Origin of the sequence: Rhizobium sp. 1399 (assembly GCF_031455475.1) — a bacterium.
Classification (GTDB): Bacteria; Pseudomonadota; Alphaproteobacteria; order Rhizobiales; family Rhizobiaceae; genus Rhizobium.
The window spans coordinates 1,003,189-1,027,776 of the sequence record NZ_JAVDSU010000001.1 but is presented as its reverse complement, the minus strand read 5'-3'; the positions used below and the strand labels follow the sequence as shown (position 1 = coordinate 1,027,776).

Annotated in this window: 26 protein-coding genes; 18 read left to right on the top strand and 8 right to left on the bottom strand. The window is 60.5% G+C overall.

What is annotated here, in order from left to right; translation table 11 throughout:
• The first annotated feature begins 181 nt into the window (after positions 1-181).
• The 8 genes from J2X71_RS05325 (at position 182) to deoA (ending at position 8,140) form a co-directional block, all read left to right on the top strand.
• Positions 182-1,174, top strand: a complete 993-nt coding sequence (locus J2X71_RS05325) for a BMP family protein (RefSeq protein WP_113320553.1) — start codon at positions 182-184, stop codon at positions 1,172-1,174.
• A gap of 72 nt (positions 1,175-1,246) precedes the next feature.
• Entirely contained in the window at positions 1,247-2,758 is a 1,512-nt protein-coding gene (locus J2X71_RS05320) for an ABC transporter ATP-binding protein (protein WP_310379777.1), read from the top strand.
• A 7-nt stretch (positions 2,759-2,765) separates the two neighbouring features.
• Positions 2,766-3,869: an ABC transporter permease gene (locus J2X71_RS05315; protein WP_310379775.1), complete on the top strand. Its 1,104-nt coding sequence runs from the start codon at positions 2,766-2,768 to the stop codon at positions 3,867-3,869.
• A gap of 10 nt (positions 3,870-3,879) precedes the next feature.
• Positions 3,880-4,851, top strand: a complete 972-nt coding sequence (locus tag J2X71_RS05310; RefSeq protein WP_310379774.1) for an ABC transporter permease — start codon at positions 3,880-3,882, stop codon at positions 4,849-4,851.
• A 1-nt stretch (position 4,852) separates the two neighbouring features.
• Positions 4,853-5,242: a cytidine deaminase gene (locus J2X71_RS05305; protein ID WP_113181347.1), complete on the top strand. Its 390-nt coding sequence runs from the start codon at positions 4,853-4,855 to the stop codon at positions 5,240-5,242.
• Positions 5,239-6,033 (top strand): purine-nucleoside phosphorylase, encoded by a 795-nt coding sequence (locus tag J2X71_RS05300; protein ID WP_310379771.1) that lies wholly within the window; start codon positions 5,239-5,241, stop codon positions 6,031-6,033. Before J2X71_RS05305 ends, J2X71_RS05300 begins: the two co-directional genes overlap by 4 nt.
• Before the next feature lie 21 nt (positions 6,034-6,054).
• Positions 6,055-6,831, top strand: coding sequence for a deoxyribose-phosphate aldolase (deoC, locus tag J2X71_RS05295; protein ID WP_310379769.1), 777 nt, complete (start codon positions 6,055-6,057; stop codon positions 6,829-6,831).
• Between the two features lies 1 nt (position 6,832).
• Entirely contained in the window at positions 6,833-8,140 is a 1,308-nt protein-coding gene (gene deoA / locus J2X71_RS05290; protein WP_310379768.1) for a thymidine phosphorylase, read from the top strand.
• A gap of 12 nt (positions 8,141-8,152) precedes the next feature.
• On the opposite strand, the gene J2X71_RS05285 is transcribed toward deoA, so the two are convergent.
• The 7 genes from J2X71_RS05285 to J2X71_RS05255 form a co-directional block, all read right to left on the bottom strand.
• Positions 8,153-8,722, bottom strand: coding sequence for a TIGR02281 family clan AA aspartic protease (locus J2X71_RS05285; RefSeq protein ID WP_310379766.1), 570 nt, complete (start codon positions 8,720-8,722; stop codon positions 8,153-8,155).
• Positions 8,723-8,847: 125 nt separating this feature from the next.
• The gene (upp, locus tag J2X71_RS05280) at positions 8,848-9,477 is read right to left on the bottom strand and encodes a uracil phosphoribosyltransferase (protein ID WP_183887651.1); all 630 of its coding nucleotides are present in this window, start codon (positions 9,475-9,477) and stop codon (positions 8,848-8,850) included.
• A 108-nt stretch (positions 9,478-9,585) separates the two neighbouring features.
• Complete coding sequence (locus J2X71_RS05275) at positions 9,586-10,554, bottom strand: adenosine deaminase (RefSeq protein WP_310379764.1); 969 nt, start codon at positions 10,552-10,554, stop codon at positions 9,586-9,588.
• Entirely contained in the window at positions 10,551-11,771 is a 1,221-nt protein-coding gene (locus J2X71_RS05270) for a phosphopentomutase (protein WP_310379762.1), read from the bottom strand. The genes J2X71_RS05275 and J2X71_RS05270 overlap by 4 nt, the downstream gene beginning before the upstream one ends.
• A gap of 145 nt (positions 11,772-11,916) precedes the next feature.
• Positions 11,917-12,498 carry a pilus assembly protein gene (locus J2X71_RS05265; RefSeq protein ID WP_310379760.1) on the bottom strand — a complete coding sequence of 194 codons (582 nt, stop codon included), beginning with the start codon at positions 12,496-12,498 and terminating at the stop codon, positions 11,917-11,919.
• Positions 12,498-13,127 (bottom strand): pilus assembly protein, encoded by a 630-nt coding sequence (locus tag J2X71_RS05260; protein WP_310379758.1) that lies wholly within the window; start codon positions 13,125-13,127, stop codon positions 12,498-12,500. The genes J2X71_RS05265 and J2X71_RS05260 overlap by 1 nt, the downstream gene beginning before the upstream one ends.
• A gap of 113 nt (positions 13,128-13,240) precedes the next feature.
• Positions 13,241-13,642: a pilus assembly protein N-terminal domain-containing protein gene (locus tag J2X71_RS05255; protein ID WP_310379756.1), complete on the bottom strand. Its 402-nt coding sequence runs from the start codon at positions 13,640-13,642 to the stop codon at positions 13,241-13,243.
• 393 nt (positions 13,643-14,035) lie between these two features.
• Between J2X71_RS05255 and J2X71_RS05250 the strand changes: the two genes are divergently transcribed.
• The 10 genes from J2X71_RS05250 (at position 14,036) to J2X71_RS05205 (ending at position 23,641) form a co-directional block, all read left to right on the top strand.
• Positions 14,036-14,248 (top strand): Flp family type IVb pilin, encoded by a 213-nt coding sequence (locus J2X71_RS05250; RefSeq protein ID WP_310379754.1) that lies wholly within the window; start codon positions 14,036-14,038, stop codon positions 14,246-14,248.
• Positions 14,249-14,365: 117 nt separating this feature from the next.
• On the top strand, positions 14,366-14,878 hold the full coding sequence (locus tag J2X71_RS05245) for a prepilin peptidase (RefSeq protein ID WP_310379752.1): 513 nt from the start codon (positions 14,366-14,368) through the stop codon (positions 14,876-14,878).
• 110 nt (positions 14,879-14,988) lie between these two features.
• Positions 14,989-15,804 (top strand): Flp pilus assembly protein CpaB, encoded by an 816-nt coding sequence (gene cpaB, locus J2X71_RS05240; RefSeq protein WP_310379751.1) that lies wholly within the window; start codon positions 14,989-14,991, stop codon positions 15,802-15,804.
• Between the two features lie 5 nt (positions 15,805-15,809).
• On the top strand, positions 15,810-17,321 hold the full coding sequence (locus J2X71_RS05235) for a type II and III secretion system protein family protein (protein ID WP_405049682.1): 1,512 nt from the start codon (positions 15,810-15,812) through the stop codon (positions 17,319-17,321).
• Positions 17,318-18,034, top strand: a complete 717-nt coding sequence (locus J2X71_RS05230; RefSeq protein ID WP_310379747.1) for a CpaD family pilus assembly lipoprotein — start codon at positions 17,318-17,320, stop codon at positions 18,032-18,034. Before J2X71_RS05235 ends, J2X71_RS05230 begins: the two co-directional genes overlap by 4 nt.
• Positions 18,031-19,308, top strand: a complete 1,278-nt coding sequence (locus J2X71_RS05225; protein ID WP_310379745.1) for a CpaE family protein — start codon at positions 18,031-18,033, stop codon at positions 19,306-19,308. Before J2X71_RS05230 ends, J2X71_RS05225 begins: the two co-directional genes overlap by 4 nt.
• Before the next feature lie 23 nt (positions 19,309-19,331).
• Positions 19,332-20,816 carry a CpaF family protein gene (locus J2X71_RS05220; RefSeq protein ID WP_310379743.1) on the top strand — a complete coding sequence of 495 codons (1,485 nt, stop codon included), beginning with the start codon at positions 19,332-19,334 and terminating at the stop codon, positions 20,814-20,816.
• Between the two features lies 1 nt (position 20,817).
• On the top strand, positions 20,818-21,825 hold the full coding sequence (locus tag J2X71_RS05215; RefSeq protein WP_113320570.1) for a type II secretion system F family protein: 1,008 nt from the start codon (positions 20,818-20,820) through the stop codon (positions 21,823-21,825).
• Positions 21,826-21,840: 15 nt separating this feature from the next.
• Positions 21,841-22,824 (top strand): type II secretion system F family protein, encoded by a 984-nt coding sequence (locus tag J2X71_RS05210; protein ID WP_113320571.1) that lies wholly within the window; start codon positions 21,841-21,843, stop codon positions 22,822-22,824.
• Between the two features lie 184 nt (positions 22,825-23,008).
• On the top strand, positions 23,009-23,641 hold the full coding sequence (locus J2X71_RS05205; RefSeq protein ID WP_037100579.1) for a LysE family translocator: 633 nt from the start codon (positions 23,009-23,011) through the stop codon (positions 23,639-23,641).
• Between the two features lies 1 nt (position 23,642).
• On the opposite strand, the gene J2X71_RS05200 is transcribed toward J2X71_RS05205, so the two are convergent.
• On the bottom strand, positions 23,643-24,476 hold the full coding sequence (locus tag J2X71_RS05200) for a tetratricopeptide repeat protein (RefSeq protein WP_310379739.1): 834 nt from the start codon (positions 24,474-24,476) through the stop codon (positions 23,643-23,645).
• Positions 24,477-24,588 lie beyond the last annotated feature (112 nt).

The following is a 24,588-nucleotide window of genomic DNA, read 5'->3' as shown; positions in this document are numbered from 1 at the left end:
TGATTTTCGGCAATAATGGCAAATCTTTACCAACCGAAAAATTTCTGGTGAATTTTTCGCTGAGCCATGCAAGGATGCACGCAGCCAGGCCTCCGGGGGGAGGTCGGTGGTTCCGCAGACATGCCTGAAAAAGGCTTGCGGGAGGACCCCAAACAAATAGCAACAACAGGGCTGCAAACTCATGAAAAAATCCCTTCTCACCCTCCTTGCCGTGGCAGCGATGTCGACGACGGCGCTTGCCGCCGACATCAAGCCGGCTCTCGTTTACGGCACCGGAGGGAAGTTCGATAAATCCTTCAACGAAGCTGCCTTTAACGGCGCTGAAAAGTTCAAGAAGGAAACCGGCATCGCCTATCGCGATTTCGAGCCGACCGGCGACACCCAGGGCGAGCAGGCCATCCGCAACTTCGCAAGCCGCGGCTTCAACCCGGTTGTTGCCGTTTCCTTCGCCTGGACCTCGGCTGTCGAGAAGGTTGCCGCTGAATTCCCGGATACCAAGTTTATCATCGTTGACTCCGTCGTCGACAAGCCGAACGTCCGTTCCGTCCTCTACAAGGAAGAAGAAGGCTCCTACCTCGTCGGCGTTCTCGCCGGCATGGCGTCCAAGACCGGCAAGGTCGGTTTCGTCGGCGGCATGGACATTCCGCTGATCCGCAAGTTCGAATGCGGCTATGAGCAGGGCGCACGCGCCGTCAAGGCCGACGTCGAAGTCTTCCAGAACATGACCGGCACGACCGGTGCTGCCTGGAACGACCCGGTTCGCGGCGGCGAGCTTGCCAAGAACCAGATCGACCAGGGCGCAGACGTCGTTTACGCAGCAGCCGGTGCGACCGGTCTCGGCGTTCTGCAGACAGCAGCCGACAACAAGAAGCTGTCGATCGGCGTCGATTCCAACCAGAACCACCTGCATCCGGGTTCGGTCCTGACCTCGATGGTCAAGCGCGTCGATCTCGCCGTCTACAACGCCTATAATGACACCAAGAACGACAAGTTCACGGCTGGCGTCCAGTCTCTCGGCGTCAAGGAAGACGGCGTTGCCGCCGCGATGGACGAGAACAACAAGTCGCTGATCACGCCGGAAATGCAGGCCGCCGTCGACAAGGCCAGGGCCGACATCATTGCTGGCACCGTCAAGGTCCACGATTACACCACGGACAACGCCTGCCCGAAGTGAGTCGTAACTGAGATCGGGCGTATGGCGGACAAGGATTTTCGCCATACGCCCTTTTCTTATTTGGAGCCTGCTGTGACAGACCAGCCTGCTATCGAACTTGTCGGCATCGACAAGAAATTCGGCGCCGTTCACGCCAACAAGGACATCAACCTGACCGTTGCCAAGGGTTCGATCCATGGCATTATCGGGGAAAACGGCGCTGGCAAATCGACCCTGATGTCCATCATCTACGGTTTTTACCAGGCCGACAGCGGCGAGATCCGCGTCAACGGCCAGCCCATCACCATCAGGGACAGCCAGGCGGCCATCGCTGCCGGCATCGGCATGGTGCACCAGCATTTCATGCTGGTCGATAATTTCACCGTCCTCGAAAACATCATGCTCGGTGCCGAAGGCGGCGCGCTGCTGGCCAAGGGCGTGGCATCGGCCCGCGCCGAACTCAAGCGGCTGGAAACCGAGTACGGCCTGGAGGTCAACCCGGACGCGCTGATCGAGCAGCTCCCGGTCGGCCTGCAGCAGCGTGTTGAAATCCTGAAAGCCATGTATCGCGGCGCCGAGATCCTGATCCTCGATGAGCCGACGGGTGTACTGACCCCGGCCGAGGCCGATCACCTGTTCCGCATCCTCGGCGTGCTGCGCGACGAGGGCAAGACCGTTGTCCTCATCACCCACAAGCTGCGCGAGATCATGGCGATCACCGACACTGTCTCCGTCATGCGCCGCGGCGAGATGGTCGCCACCCGCAAGACCAGCGAGACCACGGTCGAAGAGCTTGCCGAACTCATGGTTGGCCGCCGTGTTCTGCTGCGCGTCCAGAAGGGCGAGGCAAAGCCTGCCGATGTCATGCTTTCCGTCCGCAACCTGACGGTCAAGGACAACAGAGGCGTGACTATGGTCGACAACGTCTCCTTCGATGTCCGCGCCGGCGAGATCGTCGGCATTGCCGGTGTCGCCGGCAATGGCCAGTCGGAACTGCTGGAAGCGATCGCCGGCATCCGCAAGCCCGCCTCCGGCGAAATCCTGCTCGACGGCCAGGCCATCGACAAGGCCGATCCGGCCCGTCTTCGCGAGCTTGGCCTCGCCCATATTCCCGAAGACCGCCACCATATGGGCCTCGTCCTGAAATTCGAAGAATATGAAAATGCCGTGCTCGGTTATCACCGCCGGCCGGCCTACAGTCGTGGCCCGCTGCTCGATCTCGAAGCCATCCGCAAGGATGCCATGGAGAAGATCGAGAAATACGATATTCGCCCGCCGAACCCGCGGCTGAAGACGGCGAATTTTTCCGGCGGCAACCAGCAGAAGATCGTCGTCGCCCGCGAGATCGAGCGCGATCCGAAGATGCTGATCATCGGCCAGCCGACCCGCGGCGTCGATATCGGCGCCATCGAATTCATCCATCGCCGGATTATCGAGATGCGCGATGCGGGCAAGGCCATCCTGCTCGTTTCCGTCGAGCTCGACGAAATCCGCGCCCTTTCAGACCGTATCCTTGTCATGTTCGCCGGCCACGTCGTCGGCGAGAAGACGCCCGATGCCGGTGAACAGACCCTCGGCCTGATGATGGCCGGCATTGCCGCGTGAGGCCTCGATGAGCACTGCTTCCGTAACACTACCGAGATGGATCAATTACGGTCTGATCCCTCTATTGAATCTGATCGTCGCCTTCCTGATCTCCGGCTTCGTCGTCTGGCTGATCGGCGAGAGCCCGCTGGCGGCGCTTTCGCTGCTCATCGAAGGTGCCTTCGGCAGCGGCGAGGGCATCGGCTTCACGCTCTATTACGCAACGAGCTTCATCTTCACCGGCCTTTCGGTTGCCGTCGCCATCCATGCCGGCCTCTTCAACATCGGCTCGGAAGGCCAGGCCTATATCGGCGGCCTTGGCTGTGCGCTGGTGGCGCTGGCGCTCGACAATTATGTGCCCTGGTATGTGACGATGCCGATCGCCGTTATCGGCGCCGGCCTTTTCGGCGCTGCCTGGGCCTTCATTCCCGCCTTTCTTCAGGCCAAGCGCGGCAGCCACATCGTCATCACGACGATCATGTTCAATTATATCGCCGCCGCCCTCATGGTCTATCTGCTGGTGCACGTGCTGATCGTGCCGGGCAAGATGGCGCCGGAAACCCGCACCTTCCTCGAAGGCGGACAACTTCCGAAGCTCGGCTGGGTCATGACGATGTTCGGAGCCAAGCTCGGTGCGGCCCCGTTCAACGTCTCCTTCATCATCGCGCTGTTTGCCGCCTGGTTCGTCTGGGTGCTGGTCTGGCGCAGCAAGCTCGGCTTTGACATGCGCACGCTGGGCATCAGCCCGACAGCTGCCGCCTATGCCGGCACGCCCCATGCGCGCACCATCATCATCGCCATGCTGCTCTCTGGCGCGCTTGCCGGCATGATGGCGCTGAACCCGGTCATGGGCTCGTCGGCCCGTCTGCAGGTGGAATTCGTCGGTGGCGCTGGCTTCGTCGGCATCGCCGTATCGCTGATGGGACGAAACCACCCGCTCGGTATTATCTTCGCCGCGATCCTTTTCGGCGTCCTTTATCAGGGCGGCGACTGGATTTCTTTCGAAATGCCCAACATCACCCGCGAGATGATCCTTGTCATTCAGGGTCTGGTGATCCTGTTTGCCGGCGCGCTGGAATATATGTTCCGCCCGGCGATGGCGCTCATCTACCAGCAGTTCAAGCGAGCCTGAGGAACAGACGATGGAATATTATGAAGTTTTCATCAATGTTCTGAGCTCGACGATCCGGCTCTCCATTCCGCTGATCTTCACCGCACTTGCCGGCCTGTTTTCCGAGCGCGCCGGCATTTTCGACATCGGTCTCGAAGGCAAGATGCTGGGCTCGGCCTTCGCCGCCGCCTGCATCGCCTATCTCACCGGCTCGGCCTGGGCAGGCCTCGGTGCCGGCGTGGTCTGCTCGGTGGCGTTGAGCCTCGTGCATGGCTTTGCCTCGATCACCAATCGCGGCAACCAGATCATCTCGGGGGTCGCCATCAACTTCTTCATCGCCGGTATCACCATCGTGCTCGGCCAGGCCTGGTTCGGGCAGGGCGGCCGCACACCGCAACTGGCACCCGACGCCCGTTTCGCGCCGATCATACTCCCCGGTGCCGATGCCATCCGTGAGGTGCCGATCATCGGCCCGCTCTATGCCGGCGTGATCTCCGGCAACAATATCCTCACCTACCTTGCCTTCCTCGCCGTGCCCTTCTCCTGGTGGGTGCTCTACCGCACGCGTTTTGGCCTGCGTCTTCGCGCCGTCGGTGAAAATCCGGGAGCGGTGGATACGGCAGGCATTTCCGTCTCCTGGCTGCGTTACCGCGCCGTCATGTGCGCCGGCATCCTCTGCGGCTTTGCCGGCACCTACCTGGCGATCGCCCAATCGGCTGCCTTCATCAAGGACATGTCGGCGGGCAAGGGCTATATCGCGCTCGCCGCTCTCGTCTTCGCCAAGTGGAGGCCGGTGCCTGTCATGTTCGCCTGCCTGCTTTTCGGCTTCCTCGATGCGCTGGCGAATTTCATGCAGGGCAAACAGGTGCCGCTGATCGGCGAAGTACCGGTACAGGTTTTCCAGGCTCTGCCCTATATCCTGACCTGTGTTCTGCTCGCCGGCTTCATCGGCGTTGCAATTCCGCCGAAGGCCGGCGGCGTGCCCTATGTGAAGGAGCGTTGATATGTCTCACGACCTGTTCGAAGCCGCCCGCGGCGCCATGGCCTTCGCGCATGCTCCTTATTCCAAGTTTCCCGTCGGCGCGGCAATCCGCGCCGAGGATGGCAAAGTCTATACCGGCGCCAATATCGAAAACCTCTCCTTCCCGCAGGGCTGGTGCGCCGAGCCGACGGCAATCAGCGCCATGATCATGGGTGGCGCCAAGAAGATCGTCGAAATGGCCGTCATCGCCGAAAAACTGCCGCTCTGCCCGCCCTGCGGCGGCTGCCGGCAGAAGATCTCGGAATTCGCCTCCAAGGACACGAAGATCTATCTTTGCGACGAAGCCGGCGTGAAGAAGACCATGACCATGGAAGAGCTTCTTCCCTTCAGTTTTGAGACGGAACTCGGATGATCGCGACCATCGATCTGCTCGCGGCTCTGCTCGGCGGGCTCAAACCGCGCTACGGCATCGTGCTCGGCTCGGGCCTCGGCTCGCTGGTCAGTGAGCTCACCGATGTCGTGCGTATTCCCTACAAGGATCTGCCGGGTTTTCCGGTCAGCGCCGTCTCCGGCCATGCCGGAGAGGTCGTCGCCGGTCATCTCGGCTCGGTGCCGGTCATCATGCTCTCCGGCCGTGTTCACTATTATGAAAAGGGCGATGCCAACGCCATGCGCCTGCCGATCGAGGTTCTGCAGGCGCTCGGCGTCGAGGCCCTGATTCTCACCAATTCGGCGGGTTCGCTGAAAGAGGACATACCGCCCGGTTCGGTCATGCAGATTGCCGATCACATCAATTATTCCGGCATGAATCCGCTGATCGGGCAAGAGAGCGACCACCGTTTCGTCGGCATGACCAATGCTTATGACGCCGAGCTTTCGGCTGCCATGCGAGATGCAGCAAAGACGCTTGATATCCCGCTCGCAAGCGGCGTCTACATGTGGTTCTCGGGCCCAAGCTTCGAGACGCCGGCCGAAATCCGCATGGCCCGTGTTCTCGGTGCCGATGCAGTCGGCATGTCGACTGTGCCTGAAGTCATCATTGCAAGAATGCTGGGCTTGAGGGTTGCGGCTGCCTCCGTAATCACCAACTATGGGGCTGGCATGACCGGAGACGAGCTCAGCCACGAGGAAACCAAGGACATGGCGCCGGTTGGCGGTGCCCGTCTTGCCGCTATACTCAAAGAAATGATTGCCGGAAACTGATTGCCGGTGGAGGAAGCGAATATGAATAGCCATTCCAGCCGCGAAACGGCAGCTGTCGCCCTTTCCCTTCTCGATCTTACCAATCTGAAGGACGACTGCACCCAGGAGCAGATCGATACGCTTTGCGCCCGCGCGCAGACACCCTATGGCAACAGTGCCGCAATCTGCATCTGGCCGCGTTTCGTCGCCCATGCCCGCATCCTGCTCGGCAAGGGCCACCCGGTCCGTATCGCGACCGTCGTCAATTTTCCCTCCGGCGACATGGAAATCGCTGATGTCGCCGCCGAAACGCGTGAGGCGATCGCCGATGGCGCCGATGAGATCGATCTCGTCATCCCCTATCGCAAGCTGATGGCAGGCAACGAGAAGGCCGTTACCGATATGGTCGCGGCCGTGCGCGCCGAGTGCGTTGCACCCGTGCTCCTGAAGGTCATCATCGAGACCGGCGAGCTGAAGGATGCCGCCCTCATCCGCCGTGCCTCGGAACTGGCGATCGAAGCGGGCGCCGATTTCATCAAGACCTCTACCGGCAAAGTTGCCGTCAACGCGACGCTGGAAGCAGCCGACATCATGATCCGCGCGATCAGAGAGAGCGGCCGCAAGGTGGGTTTCAAGCCGGCTGGCGGCATATCGACCGTTGCGGATGCTGCCCTTTATCTGAGCCTTGCGGAAACCATCATGACGCCGGACTGGGCGATGCCCTCCACGTTCCGTTTCGGTGCCTCCGGCCTGCTCGACAATATCCTCTCCGTGCTCAGCGGCACGGAGCCGAAGCCGGCGGCAGCCTCGAGCTATTGAGATGATCCCGCAGGAGATCATCCGCCAGAAGCGCAACGGCGCCGAACTGCCGACCGATGATATCGACGCCTTTATCGCAGCCCTGGCTGCCGGCAATCTGTCGGAAGGCCAAATCGGCGCCTTTGCCATGGCGGTCTGGTTCAAGGGCATGTCACGCACCGAGACCGTCGCGCTGACGCTTGCCATGGCGCGCTCCGGCGACATGCTCTCCTGGGAGGGCATCGATCGGCCAGTCGCGGACAAGCATTCGACCGGGGGAGTGGGCGACAACGTCTCGCTGATGCTCGCCCCGATCGCTGCCGCCTGCGGTCTGGCCGTGCCGATGATTTCCGGCCGCGGCCTCGGTCATACCGGGGGAACGCTGGACAAGCTCGAATCCATTCCGGGCTATACGATCAACCCGGATGCCGCTCTCTTCCGCAAAGTGGTGAAGGAGGTCGGCTGCGCCATCATCGGCCCGACGGGTGCCTTGGCGCCGGCCGATGGCCGGCTCTATGCCGTGCGCGATGTGACGGCGACCGTCGATTCCATCCCGCTGATAACCGCCTCGATCCTGTCGAAGAAGCTTGCAGCCGGCCTTCAGACATTGGTGCTCGACGTCAAGACAGGTAACGGCGCCTTCATGGCCGATCCGGAGCAGGCAATCGTGCTGGCGCATTCGCTGGTCGAAGTAGCAAATGGCGCGGGCGTGAAGACATCTGCGCTGATCACGGACATGAACCAGCCGCTTGCCGATAGCGCCGGCAATGCCGTGGAAGTGCGCAACTGCCTCGATTTCCTGGCAGGTCGAAAGACCGGTACCCGCCTTGAAACCGTGGTGCTTGCCTTTGCCGCCGAGATGCTCGTGCAGTCGGGTATTGCGGGCTCGCTTATGGAGGCGGAGGGCAGGGCACAGGATGCTCTCTCTTCCGGCAAGGCTGCGGAGATCTTCGCGCGCATGGTGCATATGCTCGGCGGCCCGGCCGATCTTCTGGAACGGCCGGATGCCTATCTGCGTAAGGCACCGATCGAGCGGCCTGTTGCGGCATCGCGCACCGGCTGGCTCGCGGCCTGCGACGCCCGCGATGTGGGCGTGAGCGTGATCGACCTTGGCGGCGGGCGACGCCATCCGGCTGACAGGATCGACCACAGTGTCGGCTTCACCGGTCTGCTGCCGCTTGGAACGCGTGTGAATGAGGGCGATCCGATAGCGCTCGTTCACGCTGCCGACGAGGCTTCGGCCGAAGGGGCCGTCGTCGCACTTGCCGCAAACTATCGCATTGCCGACGAGAAGCCGGAACTTCCCCCTGTCATCGCCGGCCGTATCTGATCAGGAAAGGCTCTACTGCTTGAGGCTGAGTGAGCCGTCGGCGACGGAGTAGGAGGCAAGCTTCTGCAGGAAGCTCATGCCGACCAGCGTGCCGCTCAGCGCCTCGTCCTTCAGCACGAAGGCTTCGACGCTGCGAACGCGAATGCCGCCGATTTCCACGCGGTCGAGCATCACATGCGCTGCCTTGGTCTGGCCGTTTGCCGTATTGACGGCATAGCGGAAATCGAGTTGGTTGCCGGAAAAGCCGAGCCTGCGGGCGAGGCTTTCGTTCAGCGCGACATAGGTGGCGCCGGTATCGATCAGCCCCTGTACCGGCTTGCCGTTGATCCTGAAATTGCCGGTATAGTGGCCCTGAGCATCGGCCTGCAGGCGGATCATGCCGCCATCGGCGATCGTGGCCGACGTATCGGGTGCACTATCTTCGGTCGAGACGAAATTTGCGGAGATCGTATTGCCGGGCTGCTGCGTCGTGCGGGTGAGCAGAGAAGGCACTTGTGTCGCCAGCGCAGCCGCGATGCTGGCAAATATGACGGTACGCATGAGCATGAAACAGAAATCCTTCCTGTATAAACCCCGCCTCATGCGGGACCTCACGCTTCAAGCAGCTAAGCCATAAGTGCTGAAAAGTTGCTAACGGCGACACAAAAAAGGCCCGGAACGAACCGCCGGGCCTTGGAAGGTTTTCGAATTGGTAAAGGAAGCTGAAACTATTTGGTGCCGTACATCCGGTCGCCGGCATCGCCGAGACCGGGCACGATATAGCCCTTCTCGTTCAGATGGCTGTCGATCGCCGCCGTGAAGACCGGAACGTCGGGGTGGGCGGTACGGAAGTTCTTGATACCCTCGGGAGCGGCCAGCAGGCAGAGGAAGCGGATATTGTGTGCTCCGCGCTCCTTCAGCTTGTCGATGGCCGCAATCGAGGAGTTGCCGGTCGCAAGCATCGGGTCGACCACGATGATCAGGCGCTCGGCGACATCCTCGGGCGCCTTGAAGTAATATTCGACGGGCTGCAGCGTTTCATGGTCGCGATAGACGCCGATATGGGAAACACGGGCGGACGGCACGAGATCGAGCATGCCTTCCAGAAGACCGTTGCCGGCGCGCAGGATGGAGGCGAAAACCAGCTTCTTGCCTTCGAGGATCGGCGACTGCATCTGCTGGATCGGCGTTTCGATCGTCTCCATCGTCAGCTCCAGATCGCGGGTGACCTCATAACAAAGCAATGTCGAGATCTCGCGCAACAGCCGGCGGAAGCTGCCTGTCGAGGTTTCCTTGCGCCGCATGATGGTGAGTTTGTGCTGCACGAGCGGATGATCGATGACTGTGACGCCGTCCATAGGGAAACCTTCCAATTCTTTGTTCTTATCGGCTGTTTCTTTCATGGAAATCGTCTCCTCTGCAAGAGCGGAGGCGAATTCGCCTGGAGCATTAACAACCCCGCGCCGTTAAAGACGGGCAAGCAACGCCTGGCGGGTCTCTTCGTCGACGAAGGCTGCCTCGATGGCCGTTCGCGTCATAGCATTGATTTCAGCGTCACTGAAGGCGAAGGCCTCCGAGGCAAGCTCGTATTCCCGCTTGAGCGATGTGTGGAAAAATGGCGGATCGTCAGAGCTGATCGTCACCTTCACGCCCGCATCTCTCAGTCTGCCCAACGGGTGCGAGACGAAATCCGGAAAAACCTTGAGCGCGATATTCGAGCCGGGGCAGACCTCCAGTACCGTGCCGAGGTCTGCAAGCCGCTTGACGAGTTCGGCATCCTCGATTGCCCGCACACCGTGGCCGATACGCGAAGGGCGCACCTCATCCAATGCGTCCGAAACGCTGAAGGCGCCGCAAACTTCACCGGCATGGATGGTAAGGCCGAGCCCCGCATCGCGGGCGATGTCGAAGGCGCGCGCATAATCGGCAACGCGACCCATCCGCTCCTCGCCGGCGAGATTGAAGCCGGTGATCAGCGGGTTATTGGCCTTTGCCGCATATTCCGCAGCGCCGATCACGCTTTCCGGACCGAAATGCCGTTCCCCGGTCACGATCAGCCGCGCCTCGATGCCGCTTTTTGCCTTCGCCCGGCGGATGCCTTCGCAAACACCTGATATATAGGCGTCCGCACCGAGGCCGATGCGCTTGCCGTGGTCGGGCGAAACGATGAGCTCGCTGTAGATCGTACCGATGCCGGCAAGTTCTTCCAGATAGGTTTCCGTCAGCAGCGCGTAGTCTTCCTCGGTCTTGTAGACCTCGGAAACCTTGTCGTAACATTTGAGAAAGCTCGCGAAATCATGCCAGACATAGGCGCCGCCCTGCAGATGAGCGCTGATGTCGATGTTGTATTTGCGCGCTTGAGCCTCGGTCAGATCAGGGGGAGCAGCGCCCTCCAGATGGCAGTGCAGCTCGACCTTCCTCAAATGCGATGTCACAGAAAACTCCTCCCATACTGTCCCGAGGGAATACCGAGATGCCGCGCAACGCTCTCGCCGATATCGGCATAGGTCCGGCGTATGCCGACCGAGCGCGATCTGATGCCGGGACCGTAGGCGATAACAGGCACGCGCTCGCGCGTATGGTCGGTGCCGCGCCAGGTCGGGTCGCAGCCGTGATCGGCGGTCAGGATCACGAGGTCGCCGGCCCGCAGCTTCCGGTGAACTTCCGTCAGGCGCGCGTCGAAGGCTTCGAGGGCTGCCGCATAACCCGGCACGTCGCGGCGATGGCCATACAGCATGTCGAAATCGACGAAATTGGTGAAGACGAGATCGCCGTCCTCCGCCTCGTCTATTGCAGCAAGGGAAGCATCCATCAGGGCATCGTTACCGTTAGCCTTGATGACCCGTGAAACGCCGTGATGGGCGAAGATATCGCCGATCTTGCCGATGGCGTGCACATTGCGGCCATGCTGGACGAGCCGGTCGAGCAGCGTCGGTTCTGGCGGCGGCACCGAGAAGTCGCGACGGTTGCCGGTTCTCTGGAAGGTCGCGGCGCTTTGGCCAATGAAGGGGCGCGCGATGACGCGGCCGATATTGTAGGGATCGAGAAGGCTGCGGGCGATCTGGCAGAAGTTGAGCAGGCGGTCGAGGCCGAAATAGACCTCATGAGCGGCCACCTGGAACACGGAATCCGAGGAAGTGTAGCAGATCGGCTTGCCGCTGAGCATATGCTCTTCGCCGTAACGGGCGATGATCTCGGTTCCCGAGGCATGGCAGTTGCCGAGAATGCCGGGCACATCAGCTGCGCGGCAGAGCGCGTCGACCAATTCCTGCGGAAAGGCATCGCCCTTATCAGGAAAATAGCCCCAATCGAAGGTAACAGGCGTTCCGGCGATTTCCCAGTGACCTGATGGCGTGTCCTTGCCGCGCGAGGTTTCGTTGGCAGCGCCATAGAGGCCGTAGATCTTGTCCGGCAACGGCATGCCGGCGGGAAACTGGCCGGAGGCCGCCCGCGCAATATGCAGCAGCCCGAGCGCCGACATGTTCGGGAGTGCAAGGGGGCCGGAACGCAGGCCGGCTCGGTCGCCAGCACCTGCCGCACAGAATTCGGCGATATGGCCGAGCGTATCGGCGCCTTCATCGCCATAGGCTGCCGCATCCGGCGCTCCGCCGACACCGAAGGAATCCAGAACGAAGAGAAAGGCACGCGCCATTTTTCACCCGTATTAACTGCTGTCGTCAGCGTATGGCTGGAACGATCCGACTGGCGCACAGCCATATAATGACGGGAACCGCTTGGCAAATTTGAGGTGTGGAACTTAAAGTTTGGCAGGCGGATCCGAAGGATCGCGACACGCTTTAGCAATCGCCGCAGGGAATATTGTCGTTTTGCCGCTGGCGATAGAAATAGCTGCGGCTGATCGTGATGGTGCGCGTCTCCGCCGGCAAGAAGCTGGGAGCAAAGACGAGCAGCGTATAGGGCGTGCTGAGCTCGGTGCGGATGAGGAAGCTGTTTGCCTTCTTCATTTCCGTCGGCACATCGGAAACCGCGCTGTTCTTGGCATAGGGTGCTGCACCGCTTGGGGCCCAGGACCAAAGAACCGTGGGATTGGCGCTGCCGTCGATCTGGATTGCCGTGACCTTCAATGAGAGACCGGAACTGTCATAAGGCGCAAAGATCGCCGGGGCGGCTTTGGCGATATCTGTGAGCGAGCTTTTGGTAACGCTCTGCTGCTGGGTAATGATATCGGCGATCGAGCCGGCGGCACGTGTCGTGCGCTTGCTGATGTTGAGCCCGAGCGTGATCTCGAATGCGCCGAGATAGAGCATGATCAGAACCGGGAAGATGATTGCAAACTCGATGGCGCCCACGCCCTTCCGGTCGCGTACGAAGCGCCGCGCCGTCGAGGCCAGCGACATGAGAAGTCCGCGACGCGCCATTATGGATATTGCTCATTCTGGAAAGCCGCCGCCGCGACGATCAGATATTCGCTCGGCATGGAACTGCCGACTGGGCGAAGGCCGGTGACATAAGGACGGACGAGATCGACGATGATGGACCAGCGATAATAGGCCCGCACCATGTTGATCGAACCGGGGCCGCCGGGCGTGAACTTGAAGTCTGAGATCTTTAGATCGGAGTATTTATCTGAAGACACTCGGGGGATCGTCGTCGGGATCGAGGCAAAGGTCGTGAAGCTCCGCACATCCAGATAGAGCTTGCCGGGTGTCGCCGCCTCCGTCGCCGAGCAGCGGATGATGATCGAGATCTCGTCGCAGAAGGCCTGCCGGAACTGCGTCTGCGTAAAAGAGCCGGGACGTGTGGGATCGAATGTGATCTGCCCCGTCCGTATCTGACGGCTCATCATGTCGACGGCGTTCGAGACGAGTTGCTCCGCCGCAAAGGCGATGAAGGTTTCCAGGATGGCGAATATGACGATGAAATAGGGAATGGCCAGCAGCGCAAACTCGATCGCGGCGGAGCCGTCACGCGAGCGGGCCAGGGCGCGAAGTCTGGATAAACGGAGGGACGCACGCACCTTGCCCGTCTCCTGCTCACTGATCGCCATAGTCTGGCCCCGAAAATGTTCTTCGGGCGCCACACTAAGGCGCGTTCGTTGATATTCCGTTTCAGGCCGGAGCAACTATTTTAACGAATAGGCGTGAGCTGAGCGTATATTGATCAGTTTCCGGAAGCCGCTCCACCCTGCTGTGAATGCTGTTCGCAATTGGGCGTGCAGGAAAGAACCGAGCGCTCCGTCTGGCGAAAGACGCGCACTGTGTTGCCTTCATCGATGGAGACGAGAATGCGTTCGTCCAGAATGGCGTTTCCATCGATATCGAGCAGCACGATATTGGTCGTGCCGAAGGCGCGGCCCGTCAATACGATTGTCTTGGCGTCGGCGACAGTCGCATCGGCAACCTTGGAATTGCCGACGATGACCTTGCTGACCGGCCGGTCGAGCTTCAGGACGCGCGCGTGATCCATATAGACGCGCAGCATGTCTTCCTGGGCGGAGGCCGCGGATGCCGTAAGAGCCGCAATCACCCAGGCAAAGAAAACGGTCTTGCCGTTCGATGGCATTTTGGCCCTCTTTCACGATCGTAATGCTAATTGCAGATAGAATGGAAAAAAATGGTGAACGAAGCTTTAAGCTCTCCATGTCATGTTCATGAGTGAGGCGCTCTGGATTGTTTCGGTACGCTTCGATGAGGCATGAAATCGACGGGCAGCAGAAATTCGTGCCATTTCTGGATGGCTTGAAAGCTATTGTGCCACTTTGCTCCCGGAAATTCCTTAGAAATGCAAGCAATGCCGTAAGGAGTTACTTACCCTGACTGGGCCGGTTGTCTCGTTTACACCTTGTTAACGTATTTCATTAAGTCGATGGAAACGGCCATTCGCTAGGTTGCAGCCATCCGATCAACGGCAACAGTTGGCGGACGTGCTGAACATCAACTGGAGTTAGAGGTAACCATGACCAAGCTTTTTAGCCGTTTTCTGAAGGATGAATCCGGCGCGACCGCAATCGAATACGGCCTGATCGCCGCCCTCATTTCCGTAGCCCTCGTTGCTGGCGCCACCACGCTCGGCGGCAAGATTGGCGACACGTTCAACAACCTTGGCGGCCAGATGGAGGCCGCTGCCACCAAGGCCAAGCTCCCTACTACTCCGGCACCGCAGGAATAAGGTTTGCCACAAGGCATGCTGTAGGTAAGGGCTGGATTTGATCTGGCCGACACGTGGAGCGGGCTCACAGCTGAACGGCGGTGAGCCTTTTCGACTCCTGCATGATCGGGTGAGAATATGATAGCAGCTGCAGTTTTTGTGATACTGCCACTCTGCCTCGCCATGGCGGCATTCTCGGATCTGTTCACCATGACGATCCCGAACCGCGTTTCCTTGATCCTCATTGCCTCGTTCTTCATCCTGGCCCCGTTATCCGGCCTCGGATGGGGTGTGATCGGCATGCATCTTGCCGGCGCAGCCGTCGTCTTTTGCGTCTGCTTTGCTCTCTTTGCCCTCAACGTTATGGGTGGTGGAGACGCCAAGCTTTTGAGTGCGACCGCACTCTGGTTCGGCTTCAGCTCATCTCTTCTTTTCCTGATGGCCGATGTTGGGATGATCGGCGGTCTCCTGACTTTGCTGATTTTGTTGGTCAGGTCGCAATCCAACATCATCCTCGCTATCGGCCTGCCTGTTCCCAATTCGCTCCTGCTGGCCAAGAAGATCCCCTATGGCATTGCCATCGCGATCGGCGGCTTCATGGCCTTTCCGTCCTCGCCGCTGTTCATCGCAGCACTGGAAAGCCTGAAATGACGGCATTTTAATCGGTCGTTAACTTAAAATGTAAGTGTTCCATTAACTATAATTACACCAATTCCTGAGCATTCTGCGGGGCGAACGCGTTGTGCCCTAAGGAATGATCGATGAAGCCGGCCCGCCTTATTATTTTAGCTGTCGCCGTGGTGGCAGCCGGCCTTGCCGGTCTTCTTGCGATGAACATGGCCGGTAGTGGCGGTGTCGTAACGAAAGTCCAATCCGTCATCGAGAAGGAGCCGACTGTTAACGTCCTGGTCTCCAGCGCCAATCTTCCTGTCGGCGCGCGGCTGGATGAGAACGCCGTCCACTGGATGGCCTGGCCCCAGAATGGCATTGTCCAGGGCTTCATTACCGAGACCGATCGGCCGGACGCGATCAAGGATCTGCAGGGCGCCGTCGTGCGCTTGCCCGTCTTCGAGGGCGAACCCATCCGCCCGGAAAAGGTCGCCGATTCCAACAGCCGTATCCTGTCCTCGCTGCTGCCAGCCGGCAAGCGCGCCGTGGCGACAGAGATTTCCGTCGCGACTGGTGCGGGCGGCTTCATCCTCCCCAATGATCGCGTCGACGTCAACATGGTGCGCAAAGGGCAGGGCACGGACAAATACATAACCGAAACCGTGCTGAGCAATGTCCGTGTTCTCGCCATCGACCAGCAGATCGAGGAAAAGGAAGACGGCACCAAGGCAGCGGTCGGCACGACAGCAACGCTGGAACTGACTCCCGACCAGACCAAGGTTCTGGCCGTCGCCCAGCAGATGGCCGATCGCCTTTCGCTTGCCTTGCGCTCCGTCGCCGATGCGCGGGAGCAGGACACCAGCGCGGCAGATTATCTGCTCAGCGGCGATAACGGCAGCGCACTCATCCAAGTCATCAAGTCCGGCTCCATCGTCACGGATGCCACCGGCTCAGTGAAGCCGGAGTAAGGGAAATGCAGATGGGCAACTCAACACAGCGCACCAGGCTTTTCCTGACCGGCTGCCTTTCCCTGGCAATGGCAGCGACAGGCGTTGCGCCGCTCTCCTTCGTCGCATCCTCGGGCGTCGAACAAGCCAATGCCGCGTCGGAAAGCCTCATCCGCATATCGCAGGGTGGCCCCGGCGCGCATCGCCGCGTGAAGCTCGGTCTCAACAAGGCCGTCGTCGTCGATCTGCCTGATGACGCGCACGATATTCTCGTTTCCGACCCGGTTATGGCCGATGCCGTGACCCGTACCTCGCGGCGCATCTACCTGTTCGGCAAGAAGGTCGGACAGACCAATATTTTCGTATTCGGCGCCAGCGGCGAAGAGGTCGTCAGCCTCGATGTCGAGATCGAGCGCGACGTCTCCGGTCTCGAGACCAATCTGCGCCGCTTCATCCCGGATTCCGCCATCAAGGTCGAGATCGTTTCCGACAATATCGTGCTGACCGGTACCGTTCGTACACCTCAGGATGCCACCCAGGCAGCAGCGCTCGCCAAGGCCTTCCTGAAAGGCGGTGAGGCCACGACGCGCACGGAAAGTATTTCCGGCAGCGGTGGAGACAATTCGGTTGCGCTGTTTAACGAAGGCCGTCAGGAGTCCCAGGTCGTCAACCTCCTGAAGATCGAGGGCGAAGACCAAGTCACGCTCAAGGTCACGATCGCCGAGGTCCGCCGTGAAGTCTTGAAACAGCTTGGCTTCGACAATCTCGTCACCAATTCCTCGGGCATGACAGTCGCCCAGCTCGGCAGCCCGTCCGCCGATAGCGCCACATCCGTCGTTGGCGGCGGCCTCGCCGCACTCTTCAAGAACTCGATCGGCAAGTATGATATTTCGACCTATCTGAATGCGCTGGAACAGGGCAAGGTCGTCCGCACGCTGGCCGAACCCACGTTGACGGCGATTTCCGGCCAGGCTGCGACTTTCAATTCCGGCGGTCAGGTTCTTTACTCGACGACAGACAATAACGGCAACGTCACCGTCGTTCCCTATGACTACGGCATCAATCTGGCCTTCAAGCCGCTGGTCCTTTCATCCGGCCGCATCAGCCTGCAGATCAACACAAACGTCTCGGAGCCGGCGCCGTCGGTATCGGGTGCTGCGCCGACCTATCAGCGCCGCTCGGCACAGACCTCGGTCGAGCTTCCCTCGGGTGGCTCGATCGCTCTTGCGGGCCTCATCCGCGACAACATCTCCCAGACGATGAACGGGACACCCGGCGTCTCGAAAATCCCGCTTCTCGGCACGCTCTTCCGCCAGAAGGGGGTCGAACGCCAGGAAACGGAACTCGTCATCATCGCGACGCCCTATCTGGTGCGTCCGGTGGCGCGCAATCAGCTTAACAGGCCGGATGACAATTTCAGCCCGACGAATGATGCGTCCGCCTTCTTCATGAACCGCGTCAACAAGGTTTACGGCAGCTCTCAGGCGCCTGTTGCCGATGCGCAGTTCCACGGTTCCATCGGATTTATCTACAAATGAGCGGGGCACGGTCTGAACCGATGAAAACGAACAGAGATCAGGCGATGGTCCATTGGAGCCCGAAACATTCCCGCACGACGAAGCCTCTGCTCGTGGCTGCATCACTCGCCGTTGCAATTCTTTCCGGCTGCGCCGGCCCGCGTGATCAGCTGACGACCGGCGGTATTCCCGATGACTACCGGGAGCGCCATCCCATCGTCGTGACAGAAGCCGAACAGACGGTTGATATTCCCGTTGCCTCCAGCGATCGCCGCCTGACGATCGCCCAGCGCGAGTTGATCCGCGGCTTTGCGCAAAACTACGTGTCACGCGCGTCTGGCCCCGTCTACATCCTGTCTCCCGAGGGGTCGGCGAATGCAGGAGCGGCCCGCGCCCTGCGCAGCCAGGTTCGTGCCGAACTTGCTTCGCGTGGCATTGCCAGCAACAAGATCATCAATACGTCTTATGCGGCAACCGGCGTTCTCGACGCCGCGCCGATACGCTTGAGCTTCACTGGCACGACGGCGGTAACGACCCAGTGCGGCCAATGGCCGAAGGATATCTCGGCAGATTTCACCAACCAGAATTACTACAATTTCGGCTGTGCCTCGCAGAACAACCTCGCCGCCCAGGTCGCCAATCCGGGAGATTTCGTCGCTCCCCGCGGCATGACCCCGATCGACGCAGAGCAGCGTAACGAGGTGATCAAGGAATACCGCGGGACAGAAGAATGAGCACCGTCGATTACGAGATCAAGAACACCAGCGAGCTCCGCCATGCCGAAGAGGCGATGCGCATGGGCGAGTTGGAAAACATGCGGCCGCTGCCGCGCATCTCCGTTCATGCCTTTTGCGAAAGCGAGGGGTTGCAGCGGGTCATGGAACGCTGTGCCAATGACCGGCGCATGTCGAAGGTCAGCCTGCGCATCACCAGCGGCGGCACGGCTGCCGCCGCAAACATGTTCTCAGGCGCACCGACGCCGAACCTGATCATCCTTGAAACCAGGGCGAACCCGGCCAACCTGCTTGCCGAGCTCGCACCGCTCGCCTCCGTCTGCGATCCCTCGACCAAGGTCATCATCGTCGGCTACTACAACGATATCGGTCTCTACCGCGATCTGATCCGCAACGGCATTTCCGAATATATCGTCCAACCCGTCGCCATGCCCGACATCATGGGGGCGATGGCGGCGATTTTCGTCGATCCGGAAGCCGAGCCGCTTGGCCGCTCCATCGCCTTCATTGGCGCCAAGGGCGGGGTCGGGGCCTCGACGATCGCCCATAATTGCGCCTTCGGCATCTCCAACCTGTTCTCGACCGAGACGATCCTGGCCGATCTCGACCTGCCCTATGGCACGGCGAACATCGATTTCGATCAGGATCCGGCCCAGGGCATTGCCGAGGCCGTCTTTGCGCCGGAGCGGCTTGACGAGGTTTTCCTCGATCGCCTGCTGACCAAGTGCTCGGAGCATCTTTCACTGCTGGCCGCTCCCTCGCTTCTCGACCGCGCCTATGATTTCGAGGGCCAAGCCTTCCAGCCGGTGATGGATGTGCTGCAGCGCAGCGCGCCTGTAACGGTGCTCGACGTTCCGCATGCCTGGTCGGACTGGACCCGTACGGTACTGTCAAGCGCCGACGAAGTGGTTATCTGCGCGGTTCCCGATCTCGCCAACCTGCGCAACACCAAGAACATGCTTGATGCGCTCCGTAAGATACGCCCGAACGACAAGGTGCCGCATCTCATTCTCAATCAGGTCGGTATGCCGAAGCGGCCGGAAATCTCGGTTTCCGATTTCTGCGAGCCGCTGGAAGTCGAACCGATTGCCATCATTCCCTTCGATATCGCCCTCTTCGGAAACGCCGCCAACAGTGGCCGGATGATTTCGGAGGTCGATCCGAAATCTCCGACGTCGGAGACTTTTTCGCAGATCTCGCACATCGTCACCGGTCGCGTGGCAATCAAGAAATCCAGGAAGGGCGGCCTTCTCGGCCTTCTGAAGCGTAAGTGAACGAGTAGAATTGGATCGGATCAATGTTCGGAAAACGCGGAAATGAAGGTTTCGGAAAGGCCGGTGTCGGCGGTGTCGCCGCTCCACCGCCGCCGATGCCGGCTGCCGCCCCGGCAGCCTCATCCGGTCCCGCAGTGCTCGTCGAGCCGTCGCGCGAGCCTGTCCGCCAGCAGGTGGCGCCGCCGCCGATGCAGACGCCGCAGCGCAAGCGCCCCGCCCGCACGGACGAATATTACGATACCAAGGCGCAGGTTTTTTCCGCGCTGATCGATACGATCGACCTCTCGCAGCTTTCCAAGCTGGACGGCGAAAGCGCGCGCGAGGAAATCCGCGATATCGTCAACGATATCATCACCATCAAGAATTTTGCGATGTCGATCTCCGAGCAGGAGGAACTGCTCGAGGATATCTGCAATGACGTGCTGGGCTACGGTCCGCTGGAGCCGCTGCTGGCGCGCGACGACATTGCCGACATCATGGTCAACGGTGCGGGTCAGACCTTCATCGAAGTCGGCGGCAAGACTATCGAATCCGAAATCCGCTTCCGCGACAATTCGCAGCTTCTTTCGATCTGCCAGCGCATCGTCAGCCAGGTCGGCCGTCGTGTCGATGAATCGAGCCCGATCTGCGACGCGCGCCTGCCTGACGGCTCACGTGTCAACGTCATTGCGCCACCGCTTTCCATCGATGGCCCGGCACTCACCATCCGCAAATTCAAGAAGGACAAGCTGACGCTTGATCAGCTGGTGCGCTTCGGCGCGATCACGCCCGAAGGCGCGACCATCCTGCAGATCATCGGCCGCGTCCGCTGCAACATCATCATCTCCGGCGGTACGGGTTCCGGCAAGACCACGCTTCTGAACTGCCTGACGAACTACATCGACCGCGACGAGCGCGTTATCACCTGCGAGGATACGGCCGAACTGCAGCTCCAGCAACCGCATGTCGTGCGTCTCGAAACCCGCCCGCCGAACATCGAAGGCGAGGGCGAGATCACCATGCGCGATCTGGTCAAGAACTGCCTGCGCATGCGTCCCGAACGCATCATCGTCGGCGAAGTGCGCGGACCGGAGGTTTTCGACCTCCTGCAGGCCATGAACACCGGCCACGATGGCTCCATGGGCACGATCCACGCCAACAACCCACGCGAATGCTTGAGCCGTATGGAATCGATGATCGCCATGGGTGGCTTCACCTTGCCCGCAAAGACCGTGCGCGAGATCATCTCCTCCTCGATTGATGTCATCATCCAGGCGCAGCGCCTGCGCGACGGTTCGCGTCGCATCACCCAGATCACCGAGGTGGTCGGGATGGAAGGTGACGTCATCATCACCCAGGACCTGATGCGCTACGAGATCGAAGGCGAGGACGCCAGCGGTCGTCTGATTGGCCGCCATATGTCCGCCGGTATCGGCAAGCCGCATTTCTGGGATCGCGCCCGCTATTACAACGAAGAAAAACGCCTCGCCGCCGCGCTCGACGAGATGGAATCGAAATCGAAGGATTGAGATGTTCGGCATCGATCCGACAGTGCTGGCAATTGTCGTTCTCGCAGCCGTTGCGGCGGCCGCGGTAAGCTATGCCGTATTGTTCTCTCGTATCGAGAGCGACAAGAAATCGGCAAGCCGCATCAACCGCGTCAAATCGGCCGAACTCGATCGTACCAAGGTCAAGGCCGCCCGCGACCGTGTGCAGGAACTGTCGAAGCGCCGCAAATCGATGCAGGACAGCCTGAAGGATCTCGAAAAGCGGCAGCACGAAAAGACCAAGAAGACACTGTCGCTGAAATCCCGCCTGGTGCAGGCGGGACTGCCGATCACGCCCGTCCGTTTCTATCTTTTCAGCGCGCTCTTCGCGTTTGTGCTGCTGGTCGTGCTTTTCATCGTCGGCGCATCGACACCGATCATGCTTGGCGTGCCCGTGGCCGCAGGGCTTGGTCTGCCGCGCTGGGTGCTGGGCTTCCTCGTCTCGCGCCGCCAGAACAAGTTCCTCGATGAATTTCCGAATGCGCTCGACGTCATCGTCCGCTCCATCCGCTCCGGCCTCCCGCTGAACGATGCGATCCGCCTCGTTGCGACCGAGGGGGTCGAGCCCGTCAAGGGCGAATTCCGCCGTATCGTCGAATCGCAGCAGGTGGGTCTCAGCGTGCCCGAAGCCTGTGCCCGCATGACCAATCAGATGCCGTTGCAGGAGGTCAATTTCTTCGCGATCGTCATCGCCATCCAGTCGCAGGCCGGCGGCAACCTGTCGGAAGCGATCGGCAATCTCTCCAAGGTGCTGCGCGACCGCAAGAAGATGAAGGCCAAGGTGAAGGCGCTGTCGATGGAAGCCAAGGCATCTGCCGTCATCATCGGCGCCCTTCCATTCATCGTTGCCACGCTCGTCTACCTGACGTCGCCGCAATACATGATGATCCTGTTCACCGATCCGCGCGGCCACTTCATCATGGGCTTTTCGGCGGTCTGGATGTCGATCGGCATCTTCGTGATGCGCAATATGATCAACTTCGATATCTAGCGGGAGCAAAGCAGCATGTCGCAGGAACTCGCCGCAACATTGACCGACCCCGCCATGATCGTCGCGGTGCTCGTCGCCATCGCCGTCTTTGCCACCTTCTACACGCTTGCCGTTCCCTTTTTCGAGCGCGGCGATCTCAACAAGCGCATGAAGGCTGTCTCGACCGAGCGCGAGCAGATCCGCGCCCGCGAGCGCGCCCGTATGAATGCCGACGTCGGCGGCAAGGCCACGCTCAGAAGCCAGAACAACCGGCCCGTCCGCCAGATCGTCGAGCGTTTCAACCTGCGTAAGGCGCTCGTCGACGACAACACGATGAACAAGCTGCGCGCAGCTGGCTTTCGCTCGGAAAACGCGTTGAACACCTTCCTCGTCGCGCGCTTTCTTCTGCCGTTTCTCTTCCTGGCCGTTGCCGCATTCTGGATGTTCGGACTCGGCAACCTTGCGGAGAAGGGCCTGCCGATACGGGTCTTCATCGTCATCGGCATCGCCTATATCGGCTTCTATGCACCGAACATCTATATCTCCAACCGTATGGGCAAGCGTCAGCTATCCATCAAGCGCGCCTGGCCGGACGCGCTGGACATGATGCTGATTTGCGTGGAATCGGGCATTTCCATCGAAGCGGCCATGCGTCGCGTCTCCGAAGAGCTCGGCGAACAATCGCCACCGCTTGCCGAAGAAATGGTGCTGACGACCGCTGAGCTCTCCTTCCTGCCGGATCGCCGCGCCGCACTCGAGAATCTCGCAACCCGCACCCAGATCGATCTCGTTCGTTCGGTCACCCAGGCGCTGATGCAGGCGGACCGCTACGGTACGCCCATTGCGACGGCGCTGCGCGTGCTTGCGCAGGAAGGCCGCGACGAACGTATGAACGAGGCGGAAAAGAAGGCTGCTGCCCTGCCACCGAAGCTGACCGTTCCGATGATCCTCTTCTTCCTGCCGGTATTGATCGCCGTCATCCTTGGTCCCGCCGGCATCCAGGTTGCCGACAGGTTCTGACGCTTGCCGCCGTCAAGAGATCCGATGACCCCGCTTTTCCGCGTGACTGGCGAAACGGATGGCGACCCATCGATAAGGGCGGAACTTCGCGCCACCCGCTTGGCAACCCTTGATCACATGAGCAATACCGGCAAAACTATACAGCGGTTTTGCGTCTGGAATTGTGTGAAAATGGAGTTTTGCCATGTCCTCTCTGGGCATCTTTATCAGCATCATCAGCGCTTTGATGATCGGCGCTATGAGCCCCGGTCCGAGTTTCGTCGTCGTCTCGCGGATTGCCATTTCCCGTTCCCGCTTTGACGGACTTGCCGCTGCACTCGGCATGGGCATCGGCGGCGTGACCTTCGCTATCCTTGCGCTTGCCGGCTTGACGGCGCTGCTTTCACAATTCGAGTGGCTCTATCTGGTGTTGAAGATCGCTGGCGGAGCCTACCTGCTCTACATCGCCTTCGCGATCTGGAAGGGAGCAAGCGAGCCGCTTGTATTGTCGGGCGATGTCGCCGGCAAAAGCGTGCCGGCACGCAGTTTTACGGCTGCTCTGTTGACGCAGTTGAGCAATCCGAAGACGATTGTTGTCTACGCCAGCATCTTTGCAGCACTGCTGCCCAAAACCGTGCCGGCGGAGCTTTTGCTGGCGCTGCCGGTGGGCGTCTTCCTGGTGGAGGCGGGATGGTATGCGATTGTGGCATTTGCCTTCTCGGCCCATCATCCGCGAAAGCTCTATATCGCCGCCAAGGTCTGGATCGACAGGGCGGCAGGCGCTGTCATGGCCGGCCTTGGCCTGCGTCTCATCCTCTCGGGACTGAGCAGCAAATAGGTCAGTTGGTACTGGCGGCGGCAGACGACGTCGTGTCTTTTGCCGCGAGCTTCTGCCAGGAATTCTGCTGGGAAAGCATGCCGCGCAGATAGGCGACATTCGCATCGGCCTGCTGCGGCGAAAGCTCGCGCCGCGCAATCTGCTCTGCCTCGGGGAATCTGCCCTGCAGGCCGACGGCGAGGGCGAGGTTCTGGCGCACGCGGCTGTCGGCGGAAGGCTGGCCGGCGGCCGAGCGCAGATAGGTTTCCGCCGTGCGCAGATCGCCCGTCAGAAGATAGGACATGCCGAGGTTGGAAAGGATCGACGGCTCGTTCGGCTGAATATCGAGCGCATCGCGGTAGCGCTGGCGTGCGTCGCTTGGCTTGCCCATCTGATCGAGGATCGCGCCTTCCGCCGAGATCAGCCGCCAGTCGGGCCGATCGGGTGTCTGTGCCCTGCCGATCGTATCCAGCGCCTGCTGAAGCTGCCCCGCAGCGGCCTGCGCCTTGCCGTAGGCGGCAAGCACGTTGCGATCACTGGGATTGGCGATGGCAACCTGCTGCATGACGGCAAGCGCTTGCGCGTCGCGTCCGTTCATCCGCAGCAGATTGGCATAGTTTACGCCGTTGACGGGATCGCGCGGATTCTTCTCATAGGCCCGGCCGACGCGGTCGATGGCGGCCCGCAATTCGTTGGCATCCATCTGCTCGACTGGCCTGTCGAGTTTCGGGATCGAACCGGTTGTCATCCGATCCTTTGATGTCGTCGAGCAGCCGCCGAGGGCGAGCATGGCGAGAAGAGCCACGGTTCCCTGAAAAACACGCTTCTTATAAGGGGTAGAGGCCGAGAAGGGCATTGCGCGTTCCTGAATAAATCGGCGCCTGACCTCGAAGCGGAACAGGGAAAGGTTTGACGCAATCTTCGCTCCAGCAATAGTCTGTTAACCCTAACAGACCGTTAAGAAATGA

Coding starts and splice junctions, on each gene's coding strand:
- J2X71_RS05325 (WP_113320553.1), top strand. CDS start 182: ATGAAAAAATCCCTTCTCACCCTCCTTGCCGTGGCAGCGATGTCGACG.
- J2X71_RS05315 (WP_310379775.1), top strand. CDS start 2,766: ATGAGCACTGCTTCCGTAACACTACCGAGATGGATCAATTACGGTCTG.
- J2X71_RS05310 (WP_310379774.1), top strand. CDS start 3,880: ATGGAATATTATGAAGTTTTCATCAATGTTCTGAGCTCGACGATCCGG.
- J2X71_RS05305 (WP_113181347.1), top strand. CDS start 4,853: ATGTCTCACGACCTGTTCGAAGCCGCCCGCGGCGCCATGGCCTTCGCG.
- J2X71_RS05300 (WP_310379771.1), top strand. CDS start 5,239: ATGATCGCGACCATCGATCTGCTCGCGGCTCTGCTCGGCGGGCTCAAA.
- deoC (WP_310379769.1), top strand. CDS start 6,055: ATGAATAGCCATTCCAGCCGCGAAACGGCAGCTGTCGCCCTTTCCCTT.
- deoA (WP_310379768.1), top strand. CDS start 6,833: ATGATCCCGCAGGAGATCATCCGCCAGAAGCGCAACGGCGCCGAACTG.
- J2X71_RS05285 (WP_310379766.1), bottom strand. CDS start 8,722: ATGAGGCGGGGTTTATACAGGAAGGATTTCTGTTTCATGCTCATGCGT.
- upp (WP_183887651.1), bottom strand. CDS start 9,477: ATGGACGGCGTCACAGTCATCGATCATCCGCTCGTGCAGCACAAACTC.
- J2X71_RS05270 (WP_310379762.1), bottom strand. CDS start 11,771: ATGGCGCGTGCCTTTCTCTTCGTTCTGGATTCCTTCGGTGTCGGCGGA.
- J2X71_RS05265 (WP_310379760.1), bottom strand. CDS start 12,498: ATGGCGCGTCGCGGACTTCTCATGTCGCTGGCCTCGACGGCGCGGCGC.
- J2X71_RS05260 (WP_310379758.1), bottom strand. CDS start 13,127: ATGGCGATCAGTGAGCAGGAGACGGGCAAGGTGCGTGCGTCCCTCCGT.
- J2X71_RS05255 (WP_310379756.1), bottom strand. CDS start 13,642: ATGCCATCGAACGGCAAGACCGTTTTCTTTGCCTGGGTGATTGCGGCT.
- J2X71_RS05250 (WP_310379754.1), top strand. CDS start 14,036: ATGACCAAGCTTTTTAGCCGTTTTCTGAAGGATGAATCCGGCGCGACC.
- J2X71_RS05245 (WP_310379752.1), top strand. CDS start 14,366: ATGATAGCAGCTGCAGTTTTTGTGATACTGCCACTCTGCCTCGCCATG.
- cpaB (WP_310379751.1), top strand. CDS start 14,989: ATGAAGCCGGCCCGCCTTATTATTTTAGCTGTCGCCGTGGTGGCAGCC.
- J2X71_RS05235 (WP_405049682.1), top strand. CDS start 15,810: ATGCAGATGGGCAACTCAACACAGCGCACCAGGCTTTTCCTGACCGGC.
- J2X71_RS05230 (WP_310379747.1), top strand. CDS start 17,318: ATGAGCGGGGCACGGTCTGAACCGATGAAAACGAACAGAGATCAGGCG.
- J2X71_RS05225 (WP_310379745.1), top strand. CDS start 18,031: ATGAGCACCGTCGATTACGAGATCAAGAACACCAGCGAGCTCCGCCAT.
- J2X71_RS05220 (WP_310379743.1), top strand. CDS start 19,332: ATGTTCGGAAAACGCGGAAATGAAGGTTTCGGAAAGGCCGGTGTCGGC.
- J2X71_RS05215 (WP_113320570.1), top strand. CDS start 20,818: ATGTTCGGCATCGATCCGACAGTGCTGGCAATTGTCGTTCTCGCAGCC.
- J2X71_RS05210 (WP_113320571.1), top strand. CDS start 21,841: ATGTCGCAGGAACTCGCCGCAACATTGACCGACCCCGCCATGATCGTC.
- J2X71_RS05205 (WP_037100579.1), top strand. CDS start 23,009: ATGTCCTCTCTGGGCATCTTTATCAGCATCATCAGCGCTTTGATGATC.
- J2X71_RS05200 (WP_310379739.1), bottom strand. CDS start 24,476: ATGCCCTTCTCGGCCTCTACCCCTTATAAGAAGCGTGTTTTTCAGGGA.